Source organism: Rathayibacter sp. AY2B9 (genome assembly GCF_002931595.1).
Lineage (GTDB): Bacteria > Actinomycetota > Actinomycetes > Actinomycetales > Microbacteriaceae > Rathayibacter.
This window is the reverse complement of the sequence record NZ_PSUB01000003.1, coordinates 108,712-125,821: the sequence shown is the minus strand read 5'-3', so window position 1 is coordinate 125,821 and position 17,110 is coordinate 108,712. Positions and strand designations below refer to the sequence as shown.

Here is a 17,110-nt window from a genome sequence, read left to right as displayed (position 1 = left end):
CTACGCGCGCTCTGCGGGGCGGGGTCCCCGGACTGGGGAGGAATGCACGGATGCGCCTGGAATAATGCCGCGGTGACCTCCCCCACCGACGGCCTGCTCGATCCGCTGCACCCCCTCTCCGCCGGCCGCACGGCCGACTCGCTGCTCCTGCGCGCCTACCGCTCCGAGCGGGGCGAGAGGACGCCCGTCTGGTTCATGCGACAGGCCGGCCGCAGCCTCCCGGAGTACCGGGCCCTGCGCACCGACACGAAGATGCTCGACGCCTGCCTCGACCCGGCGCTGGCGAGCGAGATCACCCTGCAGCCGGTGCGGCGCCACGGAGTGGACGCGGCCATCTTCTTCAGCGACATCGTGATCCCGCTGCGGCTCGCGGGCGTCGGCGTCGACATCGTCCCCGGTCGAGGTCCGGTGCTCGAGAAGCCGGTGCGCACGGCCGCCGACGTCGCCGAGCTCGCCTCGATCGACCCGTCCGTGCTCGACGAGACGCTCGAGCCCATCCGCGAGGGCGTGCGCCGCACCGTCGCGGGCCTCGGCGGCACCCCGCTCATCGGCTTCGCCGGCGCTCCCTTCACCCTGGCCGCCTACCTGGTGGAGGGCGGCCCGTCCAAGGACCACCTGCGTGCGCGGACGATGATGCACGCCGACCCCGACGCCTGGGCCCAGCTGATGGAGTGGACCGCCGAGGTCACGGGCCGCTTCCTCCGCGCGCAGGTGCTCGCCGGGGCCAGCGCCGCGCAGCTCTTCGACTCCTGGGCCGGGGCGCTCTCGCTCTCGGACTACACGACCCACGTCGCTCCCGCCTCCGCGCGCGCCCTCGTCCACGTGCGCGACCTCGCGTTCGACCACGGGGAGACGCGCCGCAACGTCCCGATCGTGCACTTCGGCGTCGGCACCGGCGAGCTGCTCGGAGCGATGCACGGCATCGGCGCCGACGTGGTGGGCGTCGACTACCGGATCCCGCTCGACGAGGCCAACCACCGCCTCGGCGGCTTCGTGCCGGTGCAGGGCAACGTCGACCCGGCGCTGCTGACCGCGCCGTGGGAGGTCCTCGAGGCCCACGTCGACGACGTGCTCCGCCGCGGCCTGAGCGCCCCCGCGCACGTGCTCAACCTCGGCCACGGCGTGCCGCCCGAGACCGACCCCGACGTGCTCACGCGCCTCGTCGCGTTCGTGCACGCCTGGCGGCCGTGAGCGAGGAGCGCCCCCGCGACGCGGCGTCGTACGACGTCGCGGTCGTCGGCGGCGGAGTGGCGGGGCTCGCCGCCGCCGCGGAGTGCCTGCGCATCGGCCTGCGCGTCGTGGTGCTCGAGGCGGGGGAGCGGGTCGGCGGCTCCGTCTCTCCGCTCGCCCTGGCAGGAGCCGCGCTCGACGCGGGCGCCGAGAGCTTCGCCACCCGCGGCGGCCACGTCGAGCGGGCGCTCGCCGCGCTGACCCTCGACGGCGTCCCGCTCGCCGAGTCGATCGTCGAGCCCCGGACGCACGGCTCGTGGCTGCACCTCTCGGGCGGCCGCTCCGTGCCGTCGCCCCGGGCCGGCATCCTCGGCATCCCCGGCACGCCGCTCGCCCCCGACGTCGTGCGGGCGATCGGCCGCCGCGGCGCCTGGCGCGCCTGGCTCGACACCCTGATGCCGGTGCTGCGCATCGGCCGCGCGCACTCCCTCGCCGAGCTGGTGCGCACCCGGATGGGCGAGCGCGTGCTCGAGGACCTGGTCGCGCCGGTCGTCTCCGGCGTCTACTCGAGCCGGCCGGACGACATCGACGTCGACCTGGCCGCACCCGGACTGAACGGCGCGCTCACCCGCGCGGGCTCCCTCGCCCGGGCCGTGGCCGCCCTCCGCGCGAACCTCCCGGCCGGAGTCGCGGTCCGCGGGCTCGAGGGCGGGATGCACCGCCTGGTCGCCGCGTTGGTCCAGCGGATCGACTACCTCTCCGGCGAGATCCGCACCGGCGCCTCCGTGCGGCGGCTCGAGGGCTCCGACGGGGACTTCGTCCTGACCCTCGCCGACGGCGCTCTGAGCGCCCGAGCGGTGATCGTCTCGACCCCGGAGCGCGACGCCCGGGCGCTGCTCGCCGGCCTCGCTCCCGCCGTCGCGGAGCGCGCAGACGAGGCGCCCCACGACTCCGTCGAGCTGGTGACCCTGGTCCTCGACGACGCCCGCCTGGACGCAGCCCCCCGCGGCTCCGGTGTGCTCGTGGCGCCCACCGCCACCGACGTCACGGCCAAGGCGATCACGCACGCGACCGCGAAGTGGGACTGGCTGGCCGCCTCCCTCCCTCCCGGGCGCCACGTGCTGCGCCTCTCCTACGGGCGCCCGGGCGAGCGCCCGCCGCTCGAGGGGCGCACCGATGCCGAGGCGGCCGCGATCGCCCTGCTCGACGCCTCGACGCTGCTCGGACTCGCCCTCGATCCGGCGTCGCTCGTCGACTCCGCCCGGGTGCGCTGGGCCAACGTCCGGCCCGCAGCGGCGCTGGGCCGCCGCGCGCACCTGGAGGCGTTCCGCGAGGCGCTCCTCCCGATCGAGGGAGTCGCCGTGACCGGCACCTGGATCGCGGGCACGGGCCTCGCCTCGGTGCTCCCGCACGCCGCCGAGACGGCCGCCCTTATCCGGCGCCGACTGGTGCGTCAAGGAGTCGGGCTGCCGAGCGACGCCCGCGACGCCGACGGCTACTCTTAGGCCCAGGCATCCGCGCGAGCGCGCGGCGTGCCCCGGCACGAGTGGTCACCGACCGCGTGGACGATCGCGAGAGCGACCCAGGACGAGGAGTAGGCGTGAAGGGCAAGATTCTTTTCGTGGCAGGAGCCGCAGCCGGGTACGTGCTGGGAGCACGCGCCGGCCGCAAGCGGTACGAGCAGATCGCCTCGGCGGCAGGCCGCTTCTGGCGGACCCAGCCGGTGCAGGACGTCGCGGGCGCCGTCGGCGGTGCCGCGAAGACCCAGCTGAGCAGCGTCTCGGACAAGGCGTACGAGGTCGTGCGCTCGGTGGTCGTCAAGGCGGTGTCCGGCGGCAGGAAGGCCCAGGGAGCGAGCGACGCGGAGGCGTCGGCCGCCGCCCGCAAGGCGGCCTCGAAGGTCGATGAGGCCGCGGCGTCGGCCGGCTCCGGCGGGTCGACGACGTCCACCTCCACCAGCAGGGCCTAGTGCTCATCCCTCCGGCCGTGCCAGGCGCGCGCCGGCCGGCACGTCCCACCCTCGAGGAGCTCCCGTGGTGAACGAACGCAATCCCAAGAACGCCCGATCACTGGGAGAGCTGGTCAGCGACCTGCCCGGCCTCGTGATCGAGCTCGTCAAGGCCGAGGTCGCCTCGCTGAAGAACGAGCTGGCGGGCAAGGCGAAGAGCGCGGGTCTGGCCGTCGGCCTGTTCGCGGTCGCGGCCTTCCTCCTCCTGACCGCGTGGGCGACGCTGGTCGCCTTCGCGATCATCGGCATCGCCTCCTGGCTGCCGGCCTGGCTGTCGGCGCTGATCGTGACGGTCTTCTTCCTCCTGGTGGCCGTGATCCTCGCCCTCGTCGGCGTGCGCACCATCAAGAAGGCCGTGCCGCCGGTGCCGCAGGACTCGATCGACAGCATCAAGAAGGACGTCCAGGCGTTCAAGGGAGTGGGCAGCTATGACAACTGAGCGATCCGTCAGCAGCACCACGCCCCGCTTCGTCGACCCGGCGGAGCTGAAGCCCGGCCAGCTGAAGGCCGACATCGAGCGCGCTCGCTCCGAGCTCGCCGCGACCCTCGACGCCATCGAGTACAAGGTCAACGTGCCGCGCAAGGTGCGCACGGCCCAGCGGACGATCGAGCGCAAGCTCCAGGTGGTGCGCCGCCAGAACCCCTCCGCGCTGATCGCCGGAGCGGTCGGCGCCGCCGCCGCCGTGGGCCTCGTCGTCTGGGGCGTCGCGAAGCAGATCATCGAGGACTGAGCGCCGGAGGGCCCGGGGTGCTAGCGTCCCGGGCCCTCCGGCGCCAGAGCCCCCGCCGCTTTTGTGCATCGGCACGAGCGGAGGGATGATGGATCAATGACCGATCAGACCGCCGGCACGGCGGGTCCCGTTCAGTCCGCCCCCGACACGAGCGCCGCCGCTCCGGCGCCGCAGCCCCCCGCCGATCAGGATCACTCCGATCAGGCCCTGGGATACACGCTCTGGGCGGTTCTCCGCAGGGATCCCGCACGTCCGTTCACCCTCTCCAGCGACGCCGTGGATCCCGCGGTGAAGCAGTACGAGCACCTCGTCGCCCAGCTGGAGGGCCAGGGCGTGACCGTTCGCGGCACCTACGACGTCTCGGCCCTGCGCGCCGACGCCGACATCATGCTGTGGCTCACGGGCCCGGCGCCCGAGGAGCTGCAGCGGGCCTACCGCGAGCTGCGGCGCACGGAGCTGCTGGTCGGCCTCCTGCCGACGTGGAACGCGATGGGCGTGCACCGCGACGCCGAGTTCAGCTCGAACCACCTCCCCGCCTACATGCGCGGGAAGGCGCCGGCCCGCTGGCTCACGGTCTACCCCTTCGTCCGCTCCTACGAGTGGTACATCCTCCCCGAGGAGGAGCGCCGCGCGATGCTCGCCCAGCACGGGCGCCAGGGCTCGCGGTTCCGCTCCGTCCTGACCAACACGGTCGCCTCGTTCTCGCTCGGCGACTACGAGTGGATCCTCGCCCTCGAGGACGAGGAGCTCGTCAACCTCGTCGACCTCATGCGCGACCTGCGCGCCACGGAGGCCCGCCGCCACGTGCGCGAGGAAGTCCCCTTCTACACAGGACGGCGCATCGACGCCGACCAGATCGCCGAGGTGCTCCGATGAGCGACACGACCAGCGAGCCGATCCTCGTCCGCGGGGCCACCCCCGCGGCGGCGTCCGGCCCCGAGCACGTCGAGGTCCCCGTGGCCTACGACGCGATCCTCCTCGCCGGCTTCGGCGGGCCGGAGGGTCAGGACGACGTCATCCCGTTCCTCCGCAACGTCACCCGCGGCCGCGGCATCCCGGAGGAGCGCCTCGAGGAGGTCGCCCACCACTACCGCCACTTCGGCGGCGTCAGCCCGATCAACGCGCAGAACCGCGCGTTGAAGAAGGCGCTCGAGGCCGAGCTCGCGAACCGCGACATCGACCTCCCCGTGCTCTGGGGCAACCGCAACTGGGCGCCCTACATGAGCGAGGCCGTCGCCGAGGCGAAGGAGCGCGGGTTCACCAACCTGCTCGCCATCGCCACCAGCGCGTACTCCTCTTTTTCGTCCTGCAGGCAGTACCGCGAGGACTACGCGGCGGCGCTCGACGCGACCGGCCTCGAGGGCGAGCTGCGGATCGACAAGGTGCGCCAGTTCTTCGACCACCCCGGCTTCGTCATGCCGTTCGTCAAGGCCGTCCACGACGGGCTCGACGAGCTGCGCGAGCGGATGCCCGACCTCGATGTCACGTCCGAGGTGGAGGTGCTGTTCTCGACGCACTCGATCCCCATGGCCGACGCCGAGCGCAGCGGACCCCACGAGCGCCACGACGACGGCACCGTCGTCGACGTGCACGAGTTCGGACCGGGCGGTGCCTACGAGGCGCAGCACCTCGCCGTCGCCGAGGTCGTCATGGCCGCCGCCACGGACGAGGACGTGCCCTGGCAGCTGGTCTACCAGTCGCGCTCCGGCCCGCCCACTCAGCCCTGGCTCGAGCCGGACATCAACGACGCCATCGCGGAACTGCCGGCCCGCGGCCGCCGCGCGCTGCTGATCGTCCCGCTCGGCTTCGTGTCCGACCACATGGAGGTCATGTGGGACCTCGACAACGAGGCCCTCGAGACCTCGGAGGAGCACGGACTCGTCGCGCTCCGCGTCGCGACCCCCGGCACGGACCCGGTCTACGTCTCCGGCCTGATCGACCTGGTCCTCGAGCGCGTCAACGGCGTGCCGACCGAGGACCGGCCCTCGATGACGGCGCTCGGCCCCTGGTACGACGTCTGCCGCCCCGGCTGCTGCGAGAACGTGCGAGCGGGGTTCAAGCCCGCCCTGGCGGGAGTCGCACCGTGATGAGGAGTCGTCTGTCGTGAGCATCAGAGTCGGCACCCGCGCGAGCGCGCTCGCGGTGGCGCAGACCCGGATGACGGCCGATCTGATGTCGGCCGCCGCGGGGGTCCCCGTGGAGCTGGTGCGCATCGAGTCGGACGGCGACCGCATGCGCGGCTCGCTCGCCTCCCTCGGCGGCACCGGCGTGTTCGTCAGCGCCCTGCGCGACGCGCTGCTCGCCGGGCGCTGCGATGCGATCGTGCACTCGCTGAAGGACCTGCCCACCGCTCCGGTGGAGGGCCTGCTGCTCGGAGCGGTCCCCGAGCGGGAGGACCCGCGCGACGCGCTCTGCGCCCGCGACGGGCTCACCCTGGCGACCCTGCCGGTCGGAGCCCGCGTGGGCACGGGCTCGCCCCGCCGGCGCGCGGCGCTGCTGGCCGCCCGTCCGGACCTCGAGATCGTGGACATCCGCGGCAACATCGACACCCGGCTCCGGAGGGTGCTGCCCGGCAGCGACTCGCCGCTGGACGCGATCGTGCTCGCCCTGTCCGGCCTGCGCCGCCTCGGCCGGGTCGACGCGATCACCGAGGTGCTCGGCTTCGACGTCTCCCCGCACGCCCCCGGTCAGGGAGCGCTGGCCATCGAGGTGCGCGACGAGGAGCCGTCGGAGGAGCTTCGCGCCGCTCTCGCAGCGGTCGAGCACGTGCCGACCCGCGCGGCGATCACGGCCGAGCGGTCGCTCCTCGCCTCCCTCGAGGCCGGGTGCGCCGCTCCGATCGGAGCCTCCGCGGTCGTCGAGGAGGACCGCGTCGTCCTGCACGGCGTGGTCTTCGCCGTCGACGGCACGGCGTCCCTCGCACGGGAGGTCGCGGAGCCGGTCGATAACGGTTCGGTCGGCGGTGGTCGACACCGGGCGGATCCGCAGTATGGTGGTCGCGAACTGCCCGTCGTCGAAGCCGCGTTCCGTTGCGGCTCTCTGCTCGCTGACGCGCTTCTCGGTGCGGGTGCCGCCGAACTCGCACCCCTGGGAGCCCCTTCGTGATCGTCCCCGCCGCCTACTCCCAGTGGGAGAAGCCGTTGCAGGGGTGGCGCATCCTCGTCCCCCGCGGAGGCCCGTGGGGGGACGGTGTCGCCGCCGCTCTCCGTGCCAAGGGAGCCTCGCCCGTCGTCGCTCCGATGATCAACTTCGCGCCGACCGACGACTTCCCCGCGCTCGAGCAGGCCCTCGCCGACCTCGAGGCCGGCGCCTTCGACTGGATGACCGTCACGAGTGCCACCACGGTCGACGTCCTCTCCCTCCTGCGCACCACCGTGCCCGCGAGCACCAAGGTGGCGGCGGTCGGCGAGACCACGGCGGCCGCGCTCGTCGCCGCCGGCTACTCCGTCGACCTCGTCCCCTCCGAGGACAACTCCGCCCGCGGCCTCCTGGCCGAGTGGGAGGAGGCCACCGGCGGCCGGCACCCCCTGCGCGTGCTGACGCTGCGGTCCGAGATCGCCAAGCCGCTGCTCACCGAGGGCCTCACCCGCATCGGGCACGACGTGCGCTCCGTGGTCGCCTACCGCACGGTCGGCGTCCCGGTGGAGGAGCGCGTCGTGGCGGATGTCGCCGGCGGAGCCGTGCACGCGATCCTCGTCACCTCGGGCAGCGTGGCGGAGCAGGTCCAGAAGCAGCTCGGCCCGGTGCCCGAGTCGATCCTCGTCGCCGCGATCGGCCCGCAGACCGCGAAGGACGCCCGCGCCTTCGGCCTGCGCGTCGACGTCGTCGCCGACGAGCGCTCGGCCTCCTCCCTCATCGACGCGGTCGCCGCCGTCGCCACGGAGCGCGCTCCCCGCTGAGCCGCCTCCCCGGCGCGACGTCGGCCGGGAGGGGCGGGCCTCGCCCCGCAGCGCAGCGACCCGCCTCTCGGCTGACGTCGTGCGTCCGGAGCACCTCCACGGGGTGAGGCGTCCGCGCTCCCGGGAGGTGCTCGGCGGGGCGGGATTACGCTGGAGGACATGACTGCCATCCGCCCGCGCCGCCTCCGCACGACCCCCGCACTCCGCCGTCTCGTCCAGGAGACGCGCATCCACCCGGCGCAGCTGATCCTGCCCCTCTTCGTGGCCGAGGGGATCACCGAGGCCCGGCCGATCGGGTCGATGCCGGGGGTGATGCACCACTCGCTGGACAGCGTCCGTGGAGCGGTGACGGAGGCGGCCGAGGCGGGGATCGGCGGCGTGATGCTGTTCGGCGTGCCCACAACGCGCGACGCGGTCGGCTCCGGTGCGACCGACCCCGACGGCGTGCTCAACGCCGCGACGCGGGTCGTCGTGGAGGAGGTCGGCGACGCGCTGGTCGTGCAGACCGACCTGTGCCTGGACGAGTTCACCGACCACGGCCACTGCGGCGTGCTCGACGACCGCGGGCGCGTCGACAACGACGCCACGCTCCTCCGCTACGAGGAGATGGCGCTCGCCCAGGCCGAGGCCGGCTCCCACCTGCTCGGGCTCTCGGGGATGATGGACGGCCAGGTCGGAGCGATCCGCGCCGCTCTCGACGGCGCCGGGCACCTGGACACCGCGATCCTCGCGTACTCGGCGAAGTACGCCTCCAGCTTCTACGGTCCGTTCCGCGAGGCCGTGCAGTCCACGCTCGAGGGCGATCGCCGCACCTACCAGCAGGACCCGGCGAACCGCCGCGAGGGCCTGCGCGAGGCGACCCTCGACCTCGCCGAGGGCGCCGACGTGGTGATGGTGAAGCCGGCCATGAGCTATCTCGACGTGCTCTCGGACGTCGCCTCCGTCTCGGACGTGCCGGTCTGGGCGTACCAGGTGTCGGGGGAGTACGCGATGATCGAGGCCGCCGCCGCGAACGGCTGGATCTCGCGCGAGCCGGCGATCCTGGAGTCGGTCACGGGGATCCTCCGCGCGGGGGCCGACGCGGTTCTCACGTACTGGGCCGTCGAGATCGCTCGCGACCTGCTGAAGTAGCCGCTCCTCCTCCCGGGAGCGAGCCTCGGCGTCTCGTCCGAAAGCGCTCCTCCGGCGCGAGGGCGCCGGGCGGCGCGCGTACCCTGGAGGGGTGACCACCTCGGCGAACGACACCCTGTACGAGCGTGCCCGACACGCGATCCCCGGAGGCGTCAACTCGCCCGTCAGAGCGTTCCGCTCGGTCGGCGGGACCCCGCGCTTCATGGTCTCGGCCGCCGGCCCGTTCATCACGGACGCGGACGGGCGCGAGTACGTCGACCTCGTCTGCTCCTGGGGCCCTGCCGTCCTCGGGCACGCGCACCCCGAGGTCGTCGCGGCGGTGCAGGAGGCGGCCGCCCGCGGTCTCTCGTTCGGCGCGTCCACTCCCGCCGAGACGGATCTCGCCGAGCTGGTCGAGGCGCGGATCACGGCCGGGGGAGTCTCGCCGATCGAGAAGCTCCGCCTGGTCTCCACCGGCACCGAGGCGACGATGACGGCGATCCGTCTCGCCCGCGGCGTCACCGGCCGCGACCTGCTGATCAAGTTCTCCGGCCACTACCACGGCCACTCCGACGGGCTGCTCGCCGATGCCGGCTCCGGTCTCGCGACCCTCTCGCTGCCCGCCTCCGCCGGCGTCACGGCCGCGACCGCGGCCCAGACGATCGTGCTGCCGTACAACGACCTCGAGGCGGTGCGCGCGGTCCTGGCCGAGCGCGGCGCCGACATCGCGGCGGTCATCACCGAGGCCGCGGCCGCCAACATGGGCGTGGTCGCTCCGGACCCGGGCTTCAACGCGGCCCTCGCCGACCTCGTGCACGCGAACGGATCGCTGCTGATCATGGACGAGGTGCTGACCGGCTTCCGCGTGAGCGCCGGCGGCTGGTGGGGGCTCGAGAACCGCGGCGCCGAGGCTCCGTACCGGGCCGACCTCTACACCTTCGGCAAGGTCATCGGCGGAGGGATGCCGGTCGCGGCTCTCGGCGGCCGTGCGGACGTCATGGACCACCTGGCGCCGCTCGGGCCGGTGTACCAGGCGGGCACCCTCTCCGGGAACCCGGTCGCGGTGGCCGCGGGCATCCGGACGCTGCAGCTGGCCGACGACGCGGTCTACGCCTCGCTGGACGCCACGGCGCTGACGCTCCAGCGCGAGGTGTCGGCGGCGCTGACGGCCGAGGGCGTCGCGCACACGGTGCAGACGGCCGGGAGCCTCTTCAGCTTCATGTTCACGGACCTGGGCCGGCCGGTGCGGGACTACGCCGAGGTCCAGGCGCAGGAGTCGTTCCGCTACCCGGCGTTCTTCCACGCGATGCTCGACGCGGGCGTCTCGCTGCCGCCGTCGGTGTACGAGGCCTGGTTCGTCTCGGCCGCGCACGACGACGCGGCGATCGGGCGCATCGTGGACGCGCTGCCGGCGGCGGCGAAGGCCGCGGCGGCCGCTCGGGCGTAGGCTCCGGGGCCACCCGCGGATCAGGCGGGGGGCCCGCCGCACTGGAGCGGCGGACGTCCCGCGCGCCCGGCCGCCGGCGTGCGGCGACCGGGCAGGGGCCCTCAGCCCCGGCGCGAGACCGACTTCGGCAGCACGAACACCAGCGCGAAGGCGGCGACCGCCATCAGGGTGCTGAGGAGCATCGCGGGAGCCGCGGCGTCGAGGAAGCCCGAGGCGACCGTGTCCGGACCCGTGATGACGAGGCTCCCGAACAGCACGCTGCCGATGACCGCGATGCCCACGGCCGAGCCGATGCGCTGGATCGCCGAGATCACGCCGCTCGCCGCGCCCGCGTCCTGCGGGTCGACGGTCGAGACGATGAACTGCACGTTCGGGGCGATGAAGAAGCCGTTGCCGAGGCCCGCGATCAGCAGCGGCGGCAGGAGCTGCCAGTTGCTGATCGAGTCCGGGGTCGCGGTCAGCAGCACCAGCCAGACCCAGCCGAGCCCGACGGCGAGGAGTCCGCTGCCCATCACCAGGACGTTGCGCCCCAGGCGCGCGGTCATCCGGTTGCTCTGCGAGGAGCTGATGATGCTGCCGATCGCGAAGGGGATCGACACCAGGCCCGACTCGAGCGCGGTGTGGCCGAGGCCCGACTGCCAGAGCAGCGAGATGGTGAAGAAGATGCTCGTGAAGGCCGCGAAGTAGACCAGCGCGAGGATCACGCCTCCGGTGAAGGCCGGGTGGCGGAACAGCGACGGCGGCACCAGGGGAGCGCGGCCGCGGCGGACGCGGAGGACCTCCCAGGCGCCGAACGCGGCGAGGAGCAGGACTCCGCCGGCGATCGAGAGGAAGGTCCACAGCGGCCAGCCCTCGTCCTCGCCCTGGATGAGCGGGACGAGCAGGGCGACCAGGCCGCCGGAGACGAGCACGAGGCCGAGCCAGTCGACGCCTCCGCTCGGGGCGCGGTCGCCGGCCTCGAGGTCGCGGCGGGCGGGGAGGAGGACCGCGGCGGCGATCAGGGTCGCGACGCCGATGGGCAGGTTCACCCAGAAGACCAGGCGCCAGCCGTTCTCGTCGCCGAAGGCCTGGATGATCAGGCCGCCGATGATCGGGCCGAGCGCCGACGAGACGCCGAGGACCGCGCCCATCACCGCGAAGGCCTTGCCGCGCGAGGGACCGCGGAAGAGGAGCTGGATGTAGGCGTTGACCGCCGGGACGAAGACGCCGCCCGCCAGGCCCTGCACGATGCGGGCGATGACGAGCTGGGTGTCGTCCGCGGCCAGTCCGCACGCGAAGCTGGCGACGGTGAAGAGGGCGATGCCGCTGACGAAGACCCACTTGTGCCCGAAGCGGTCGCCGAGGCGGCCGGCGGGGATGAGGGCGAGGCCGAACGCGAGGGCGTAGCCGGAGATGATCCAGGAGAGCGTCGACTCGGAGGCGTCGAGCGTGGTGCGGATGGTGGGCAGCGCCACGTTCACGATCGTCGTGTCGAGCAGGGCGATGAACATGCCCGCGAGCAGGACGATCAGCGAGCGCCAGGCGCGCTTGTCGGGGGCGGGAGGGGCGCCGGTCGATCGGGCGGTCGACGTCTCGGTCATCGCAGGAGTGCCTTTCGAGCAGGGGGGGAGGGGGGGTCCGTCAGACCTGTTCGAGGGACGCGACCGGGTGTGAATGCTCGCAGGAGAAACCGGGTTTCCGCACGCCGGGATCTGTGGGGGCCTTCAGGCGGAGGGCGCGCCGCAGGCTCGCCTCGCGGGGCGTCAGCGGATGCGCGACTCCGCCAGACGGGCGCAGTCGATGCAGAGCTCGGCCGTGGGCCGGGCGGCGAGGCGGGCGGCCCCGATCGGGCGGCCGCACGAGGCGCAGTCCCCGTAGCCGCCGGTGCCGAGGCGGGCGCGAGCGGCGTCGAGCTCGCGCGCCGTGCGGGCGAGAGCGTCGCGGACTCCGGCCATCCGCGACCACTCGGCCGAGAGCGGCGTGCCCTCCGGGTCGTGCTCGTCATCGGCGGTGCCGTCGGCACGGTCGCGCAGGAGCTCGGCCAGCGAGGCCTCGAGCCGGGCCGCCTCGTCGCGCGTCTCGGCCTGCCGCTCGGCCAGCAGCGCGTCGAGGAGGCGCGCCTCGTCCGGATCCATCGGCATCCGACCATGCTGCCACCCACGCGAGCGGCGGGGCATCGTTGTGCGATCCGGCGCTGACCCGGCGGCGGGCGGCGGGGCAGACTAGAGGCATGCCCGTCGTGACCGTGCTCCCCGACCGCCTCGAACTCCGCCTCACCGCGGCCGAGCGACTGTTCGCGTTCCACCGCAGCGACGTCGTCGTCGACCGGTCGAGCATCCGCTCGGCGACGGTCACCGAGGACCCCTGGATCTGGGTCCGGGGCATCCGCGCGCCGGGCACCGCGGTGCCGCTCACGCTCGCAGCCGGCACGTGGAAGTTCCACGGCGGCAAGGACTTCCTGCTGATCAAGCGCACTGCCTCGGCCGTCGTGATCGACCTGGTCGACGAGGACTACTCCCGCCTGATCGTGAGCACCAAGCACGCGCCCGAGCTGATCGCGGCCCTCCAGCTGGGGACGACGACCGCGGCGATCCCCGTGATCGAGACCGACGACCTCGTGATCGTCCCCGAGGTCGCCGAGCAGGCGGAGCGGGCCCAGGCGGCCGCCGCGGAGAAGCGCGCGAAGACGAAGGCGAAGGCGGCGGAGGCCGCGGCCGTGGCCGCGGAGGCGGCGGGTCCGGCGAAGGTGGTCGAGGGTCAGGAGGCGGCGAGCGGCGGGAGCGCGGCGGCCGCGGCGACCGCGGCTCCGGAGGCGGACGGCGCCGCGGAGGACGTCGCGGCGCCGACGGAGTCAGCAGCGGGGGCCGCTCCGAGGAGCCCGAAGGCCACTCCGAAGGCCGCTCCGAAGACGAGTGCTCGGACCGCCGCGAGCACGCCGGCCGAGTCCGGGGCTTTCGCGCCCGTGGACGTCATCGGCTCCGAGCCGATCGACTCCGCAGCTCCGGTGAAGCCCGCCGAGCCGAAGCCCGCGGAGCCGAAGCCCGCCGAGAAAAAGTCCGCGGGATCGAAGCCCGCCGAGCCGAAGCCCGCCGGATCCGAGTCCGCCGAGCCCGCCCCCGCGAAGCCGGCTCCGGCCGCGAAGCCCGCGCCGAAGCCCCGCACGCCGGCGAAGCCCCGCGCCGCGCGGCCCGACTCCTCCGTCGGTCACGCGTCGGCCGAGCCGAGCGGCGCCACCGAGGCCGCGGAGTAGCGCACCGCCGCACGAGCAGCCGCCCCGCAGCGCCGGCCGGGGCGCCCCCTCCTCCACGCTCGAGGCGGGCGGACGCCCTCCGGCGACGCCGTGCACTCAGGCGCGGACGTCCACCAGCGTCCGACCGTGCGAGCGGCCGGCGAGCACGTCCTCGGCCGCGTCTACCGCGCCGCCGAGCGGCACCGTCGTCGTCAGCTCGTCGAGCAGCTCCAGGTCGAGGTCGTGGGCGAGGCGGCGCCAGGCCTCCTCGCGGAGCTTGCGCGGCGCCTCCACCGAGTTGATGCCGGCCAGCGTCACTCCGCGCAGGATGAACGGCATCACGCTCACCGGCAGGTCCGGCCCCTGCGCGAGACCGCATGCCGCCACGGTCCCGCCCCACCGCGTCTGCGCGAGGGCGTTCGCGAGCGTGTGCGAGCCGGCGGAGTCCACCGCTCCCGCCCAGCGCTCGGACTGCAGCGGCTTCCCGCCCTCCTGCAGCTCGGCGCGGTCGATGACGTCGGAGGCGCCCAAGCGCTGGAGCAGAGCGCCGTGCTCGCCGAGCCGGCCGGTCGAGGCGACGACCTCGTGGCCCAGGCGCGCTAGGAGCGCGACGGCGAGCGACCCCACGCCTCCCGAGGCCCCCGTCACCAGGACGGGACCGCTGCCCGGCCGCACGCCGTGCCGCTCGAGCGCCAGCACGGCCAGCATCGCCGTGAAGCCCGCGGTGCCGATCGCTCCGGCCCGTGCCGCCGAGATGGCGCCGGGAAGCCGGAGCAGCGACGCGGAGTCGACACGCGCCCGCTCGGCGAGCCCGCCGTCGTGGCGCTCGCCGAGGCCGGCGCCGTTGAGCACCACCCGGTCGCCGGAGTCGAAGCGCTCGCCCGCCTCGCCGTCCGCGTACTCCACGGTGCCGACCAGGTCGATGCCGGCGACGAGCGGGGTGCGGCGCACGATCCCGGGCCGCCCCGCCAGCGCCAGGGCGTCCTTGTAGTTGACGCTCGAGTACTCGACGGCGATCGACACGTCGCCGTGCGAGCGGTCGGGGTCGTCGCGCTCGAGGAGGCGGGCTCGGTTGGGGGTGTCGGTGTCGGAGTCGGAGTGCCGCTCGACGACGATGGCTCGGTACATGGGCCCACGCTACGCCCGCGGGCCCGCGGCCGGGCGGTCAGTTCAGGGGTCGGGTGCCCTCGGGGAGCGATCCGCCGGAGTAGAGGGCGGCGGCCGCGTCCTGGAGCGCTGTCAGGGCGACGCGCTGCGTCCACGGACCGTAGGAGACGCGGGCCAGCCCGAGCTCCTCGAAGCGGGCGGGGGACTGGGATCCGGGGACGCCGATGACGCTGACGCGCTGCCGCCCGAGGGTGGCGACCAGGGACTCCAGCTCGGCGTCCTGGAGCAGCCCGGGGACGAAGAAGCAGGTGGCGCCGGCGTCGAGGTAGGCGCGGCCGCGCTCGACGGCGTCGGCCAGGACCTCGCCGCGGTCGCGGTCGCCGGCGCGGAGGAACACGTCCGTGCGGGCGTTGAGCGCGAAGGGCACCGCCTCCTCCTCGGCCGCGGCGACGGCCTTCTCGACCGCCCGTAGCGCCTCCGGGAGCGGCTTCGCCTGGTCCTCGAGGTTCGCGCCCACGACTCCGATCCCGATCGCGCGCCGGACCGTCTCGCCCGCGTCGCCGTAGCCCGCCTCGAGGTCGGCCGAGACCGGGACCTCGACGGCGGCGACGATGCGCTCGATCATGCCCAGGTGCAGCTCCAGCGGGATCCGCTCGCCGTCCTCGTAGCCGAACGCCGCCGCGATGGAGTGGCTGGCGGTCGCGAGCGCCCGGGTCTCCGGGAGCGCGGCGATCGTGGTCGCGCTGATCACGTCCCAGACGTTCACCACCTGCAGCAGCTCGGGGGCGGTGTGGAGGTCGACGAGGGTGCGTCCGCGCGCTTCGATGCTCATGGCACGAGCGTAGGGCCCGCGTGCGCGGCGCAGGCCGCCGCATCGCAGTCCGCGCACACGACGAGCTGGGCGCGGCAGGAGAGGTCGGTGCAGTTGCGCATCCGGCTGGTCGGCGCGGCGCACGAGGTGCAGCGGCCCAGCACCTCGGCGTCGGGGGAGAAGGAGACGGAGCCGCGGCCGTCGAAGACGTACAGGGCCCCCTTCCACAGACCGCGGTCGCGCCGCGCCTCGGCGTAGCGGACGACGCCTCCGTCGAGCTGGTACACCTCGCCGAAGCCGCGCGCCGTCATCAGGCTCGACAGCACCTCGCAGCGGATGCCGCCGGTGCAGTACGTGACCACGGGCCGGCCCTTGAGGTGGTCGTAGACGCCGGCGTCGAGCTGCTCGACGAACTCGCGGGTGCTGGAGACCCCCGGCACGATCGCCCCCTCGAACCTGCCGATCTCGGCTTCGAAGGCGTTGCGGCCGTCGAAGAGCACCACGTCGTCGCGCTCGGCGACCAGGGCGTCCAGCTGGTCCGGGTCGAGCCGCGGAGCCGTCCCGACGACCCCGTCGGCGTCCACCCGCAGCTCGTCGGGCGCGCCGAACGAGACGATCTCGTCGCGCACCTTCACCGAGAGACCGGGGAAGTCGAGGCTGCGGCCAGCGTCGTCGAGGCCGGAGCCGTCGCTCCACTTCACCTCGAGCCCGCGGAAGGCCGAGTACTCGCGGGTGCGGCGGACGTAGCGCTTCAGGGCGTCCATTCCGCCGCCCAGCGTGCCGTTCACCCCGTGCTCCGAGATCAGCAGGCGCCCGCGCAGGCCCAGCGACTCGCACAGCTCGCGCTGCCAGAGCCGCACGGACTCGGGGTCGGCCAGCGGCACGAAGCGGTAGAACAGCAGGATCTTCGGCAGCACCGGCACATCTTACGAGGACGTCCGGACCGGGGCGCGGCGTGTGGCAGCATCGTCGGGTGCCCGACGCCTCCGCCCCCGTGCCGCACTCCCGCCTCGAGGACGTCTTCGGTCTCGTCACCGGTGCGTTCGTCGTGTCGCTCGGCCTCTACCTGCTGCGCGCGAGCCAGGCGGTCACGGGCGGCACCGCGGGTCTCGCGCTGCTGCTGGGGTACCCGCTCGACATCCCGTTCGGCGTGATCCTCGTCACGGTCAACGTGCCGTTCCTCGCCCTCTCGCTGTGGAAGAAGGGCTGGCGGTTCACGCTGCGGACCATGTTCTCGATCGTGCTGGTCTCGGTCCTGGCGGGGCTGCACCCGCTGGCGTTCGGCGAGCTGCGGATCGAGCCCGTCTACGGCGTCCTCACGGGCGACGTGCTCGCGGGGATCGGCCTCCTGATCCTCTTCCGGCACGGGTCGAGCCTGGGCGGATTCAGCATCGTCGCCCTGATCGCGCAGGAGCGGCTCGGCTGGCGGGCGGGCTACGTGATGATGGCGCTCGACGCGTGCGTGGTCGCGGCCGCGCTGCTGGTGGTGCCTCCGCTGAACGTGCTGATCTCGGCGGCGGGAGTGGTGGTGCTCAACCTGGTTCTGGCGTTCAACCACCGGCCCGGGCGCTATCTCGGGTCCTGACCCCCTCCGCAAGCCCTTCGGCGCGCACCGCCGG

Annotated in this window: 18 protein-coding genes; 13 read left to right on the top strand and 5 right to left on the bottom strand. The window is 74.0% G+C overall.

Annotated features, from left to right (window positions below):
• The first annotated feature begins 42 nt into the window (after nt 1–42).
• The 11 genes from hemE to hemL all read left to right on the top strand — a co-directional run bounded on the left by hemE (nt 43) and on the right by hemL (nt 10,365).
• Complete coding sequence (gene hemE, locus C5C25_RS04820) at nt 43–1,191, top strand: uroporphyrinogen decarboxylase (RefSeq protein ID WP_104249906.1); 1,149 nt, start codon at nt 43–45, stop codon at nt 1,189–1,191.
• Nucleotides 1,188–2,675: an NAD(P)/FAD-dependent oxidoreductase gene (locus C5C25_RS04815; RefSeq protein WP_258069340.1), complete on the top strand. Its 1,488-nt coding sequence runs from the start codon at nt 1,188–1,190 to the stop codon at nt 2,673–2,675. The genes hemE and C5C25_RS04815 overlap by 4 nt, the downstream gene beginning before the upstream one ends.
• Nucleotides 2,676–2,791: 116 nt before the next feature.
• Nucleotides 2,792–3,139 carry a YtxH domain-containing protein gene (locus tag C5C25_RS04810; RefSeq protein ID WP_146076886.1) on the top strand — a complete coding sequence of 116 codons (348 nt, stop codon included), beginning with the start codon at nt 2,792–2,794 and terminating at the stop codon, nt 3,137–3,139.
• A gap of 67 nt (nt 3,140–3,206) precedes the next feature.
• The gene (locus tag C5C25_RS04805; protein ID WP_244229489.1) at nt 3,207–3,617 is read left to right on the top strand and encodes a phage holin family protein; all 411 of its coding nucleotides are present in this window, start codon (nt 3,207–3,209) and stop codon (nt 3,615–3,617) included.
• Nucleotides 3,607–3,909, top strand: coding sequence for a DUF3618 domain-containing protein (locus C5C25_RS04800; RefSeq protein WP_104222879.1), 303 nt, complete (start codon nt 3,607–3,609; stop codon nt 3,907–3,909). Before C5C25_RS04805 ends, C5C25_RS04800 begins: the two co-directional genes overlap by 11 nt.
• Nucleotides 3,910–4,005: 96 nt before the next feature.
• Entirely contained in the window at nt 4,006–4,785 is a 780-nt protein-coding gene (gene hemQ, locus C5C25_RS04795; protein ID WP_104226142.1) for a hydrogen peroxide-dependent heme synthase, read from the top strand.
• The gene (locus C5C25_RS04790; protein WP_104249904.1) at nt 4,782–5,996 is read left to right on the top strand and encodes a ferrochelatase; all 1,215 of its coding nucleotides are present in this window, start codon (nt 4,782–4,784) and stop codon (nt 5,994–5,996) included. The genes hemQ and C5C25_RS04790 overlap by 4 nt, the downstream gene beginning before the upstream one ends.
• A 16-nt stretch (nt 5,997–6,012) precedes the next feature.
• Nucleotides 6,013–7,014, top strand: coding sequence for a hydroxymethylbilane synthase (gene hemC, locus C5C25_RS04785; protein WP_104249903.1), 1,002 nt, complete (start codon nt 6,013–6,015; stop codon nt 7,012–7,014).
• A complete protein-coding gene (locus C5C25_RS04780; protein ID WP_104222950.1) occupies nt 7,014–7,808 on the top strand; it encodes a uroporphyrinogen-III synthase in 795 nt (264 codons plus the stop codon). The genes hemC and C5C25_RS04780 overlap by 1 nt, the downstream gene beginning before the upstream one ends.
• A 159-nt stretch (nt 7,809–7,967) precedes the next feature.
• Nucleotides 7,968–8,939, top strand: a complete 972-nt coding sequence (gene hemB, locus C5C25_RS04775; protein ID WP_104249902.1) for a porphobilinogen synthase — start codon at nt 7,968–7,970, stop codon at nt 8,937–8,939.
• Between the two features lie 91 nt (nt 8,940–9,030).
• Nucleotides 9,031–10,365 (top strand): glutamate-1-semialdehyde 2,1-aminomutase, encoded by a 1,335-nt coding sequence (gene hemL / locus C5C25_RS04770; RefSeq protein ID WP_104249901.1) that lies wholly within the window; start codon nt 9,031–9,033, stop codon nt 10,363–10,365.
• 101 nt (nt 10,366–10,466) lie between these two features.
• Here hemL and C5C25_RS04765 read toward each other — a convergent pair whose 3' ends face one another.
• Together C5C25_RS04765 and C5C25_RS04760 are read right to left on the bottom strand one after the other, a co-directional pair.
• Entirely contained in the window at nt 10,467–11,945 is a 1,479-nt protein-coding gene (locus tag C5C25_RS04765; RefSeq protein WP_104249900.1) for an MFS transporter, read from the bottom strand.
• A 162-nt stretch (nt 11,946–12,107) separates the two neighbouring features.
• Complete coding sequence (locus tag C5C25_RS04760; protein WP_258060010.1) at nt 12,108–12,485, bottom strand: TraR/DksA family transcriptional regulator; 378 nt, start codon at nt 12,483–12,485, stop codon at nt 12,108–12,110.
• Between the two features lie 89 nt (nt 12,486–12,574).
• Between C5C25_RS04760 and C5C25_RS16940 the strand changes: the two genes are divergently transcribed.
• Complete coding sequence (locus C5C25_RS16940) at nt 12,575–13,594, top strand: hypothetical protein (protein ID WP_308470787.1); 1,020 nt, start codon at nt 12,575–12,577, stop codon at nt 13,592–13,594.
• A 96-nt stretch (nt 13,595–13,690) separates the two neighbouring features.
• On the opposite strand, the gene C5C25_RS04750 is transcribed toward C5C25_RS16940, so the two are convergent.
• The 3 genes from C5C25_RS04750 to C5C25_RS04740 are packed head-to-tail and all read right to left on the bottom strand — an operon-like array spanning nt 13,691 to nt 16,408.
• Nucleotides 13,691–14,701, bottom strand: coding sequence for an MDR family oxidoreductase (locus C5C25_RS04750; RefSeq protein ID WP_104249899.1), 1,011 nt, complete (start codon nt 14,699–14,701; stop codon nt 13,691–13,693).
• 37 nt (nt 14,702–14,738) lie between these two features.
• A complete protein-coding gene (locus C5C25_RS04745; protein ID WP_104249898.1) occupies nt 14,739–15,512 on the bottom strand; it encodes an isocitrate lyase/phosphoenolpyruvate mutase family protein in 774 nt (257 codons plus the stop codon).
• On the bottom strand, nt 15,509–16,408 hold the full coding sequence (locus C5C25_RS04740) for a rhodanese-related sulfurtransferase (RefSeq protein ID WP_104249960.1): 900 nt from the start codon (nt 16,406–16,408) through the stop codon (nt 15,509–15,511). Before C5C25_RS04740 ends, C5C25_RS04745 begins: the two co-directional genes overlap by 4 nt.
• 56 nt (nt 16,409–16,464) lie before the next feature.
• On the opposite strand from C5C25_RS04740, the gene C5C25_RS04735 reads away from it, so the two are divergent.
• Nucleotides 16,465–17,076 carry a YitT family protein gene (locus C5C25_RS04735; protein WP_244230588.1) on the top strand — a complete coding sequence of 204 codons (612 nt, stop codon included), beginning with the start codon at nt 16,465–16,467 and terminating at the stop codon, nt 17,074–17,076.
• Nucleotides 17,077–17,110: the final 34 nt, after the last annotated feature.

Coding starts and splice junctions, on each gene's coding strand:
- hemE (WP_104249906.1), top strand. CDS start 43: ATGCACGGATGCGCCTGGAATAATGCCGCGGTGACCTCCCCCACCGAC.
- C5C25_RS04800 (WP_104222879.1), top strand. CDS start 3,607: ATGACAACTGAGCGATCCGTCAGCAGCACCACGCCCCGCTTCGTCGAC.
- hemQ (WP_104226142.1), top strand. CDS start 4,006: ATGACCGATCAGACCGCCGGCACGGCGGGTCCCGTTCAGTCCGCCCCC.
- C5C25_RS04790 (WP_104249904.1), top strand. CDS start 4,782: ATGAGCGACACGACCAGCGAGCCGATCCTCGTCCGCGGGGCCACCCCC.
- hemB (WP_104249902.1), top strand. CDS start 7,968: ATGACTGCCATCCGCCCGCGCCGCCTCCGCACGACCCCCGCACTCCGC.
- C5C25_RS04765 (WP_104249900.1), bottom strand. CDS start 11,945: ATGACCGAGACGTCGACCGCCCGATCGACCGGCGCCCCTCCCGCCCCC.
- C5C25_RS04760 (WP_258060010.1), bottom strand. CDS start 12,485: ATGCCGATGGATCCGGACGAGGCGCGCCTCCTCGACGCGCTGCTGGCC.
- C5C25_RS16940 (WP_308470787.1), top strand. CDS start 12,575: ATGCCCGTCGTGACCGTGCTCCCCGACCGCCTCGAACTCCGCCTCACC.
- C5C25_RS04750 (WP_104249899.1), bottom strand. CDS start 14,701: ATGTACCGAGCCATCGTCGTCGAGCGGCACTCCGACTCCGACACCGAC.
- C5C25_RS04745 (WP_104249898.1), bottom strand. CDS start 15,512: ATGAGCATCGAAGCGCGCGGACGCACCCTCGTCGACCTCCACACCGCC.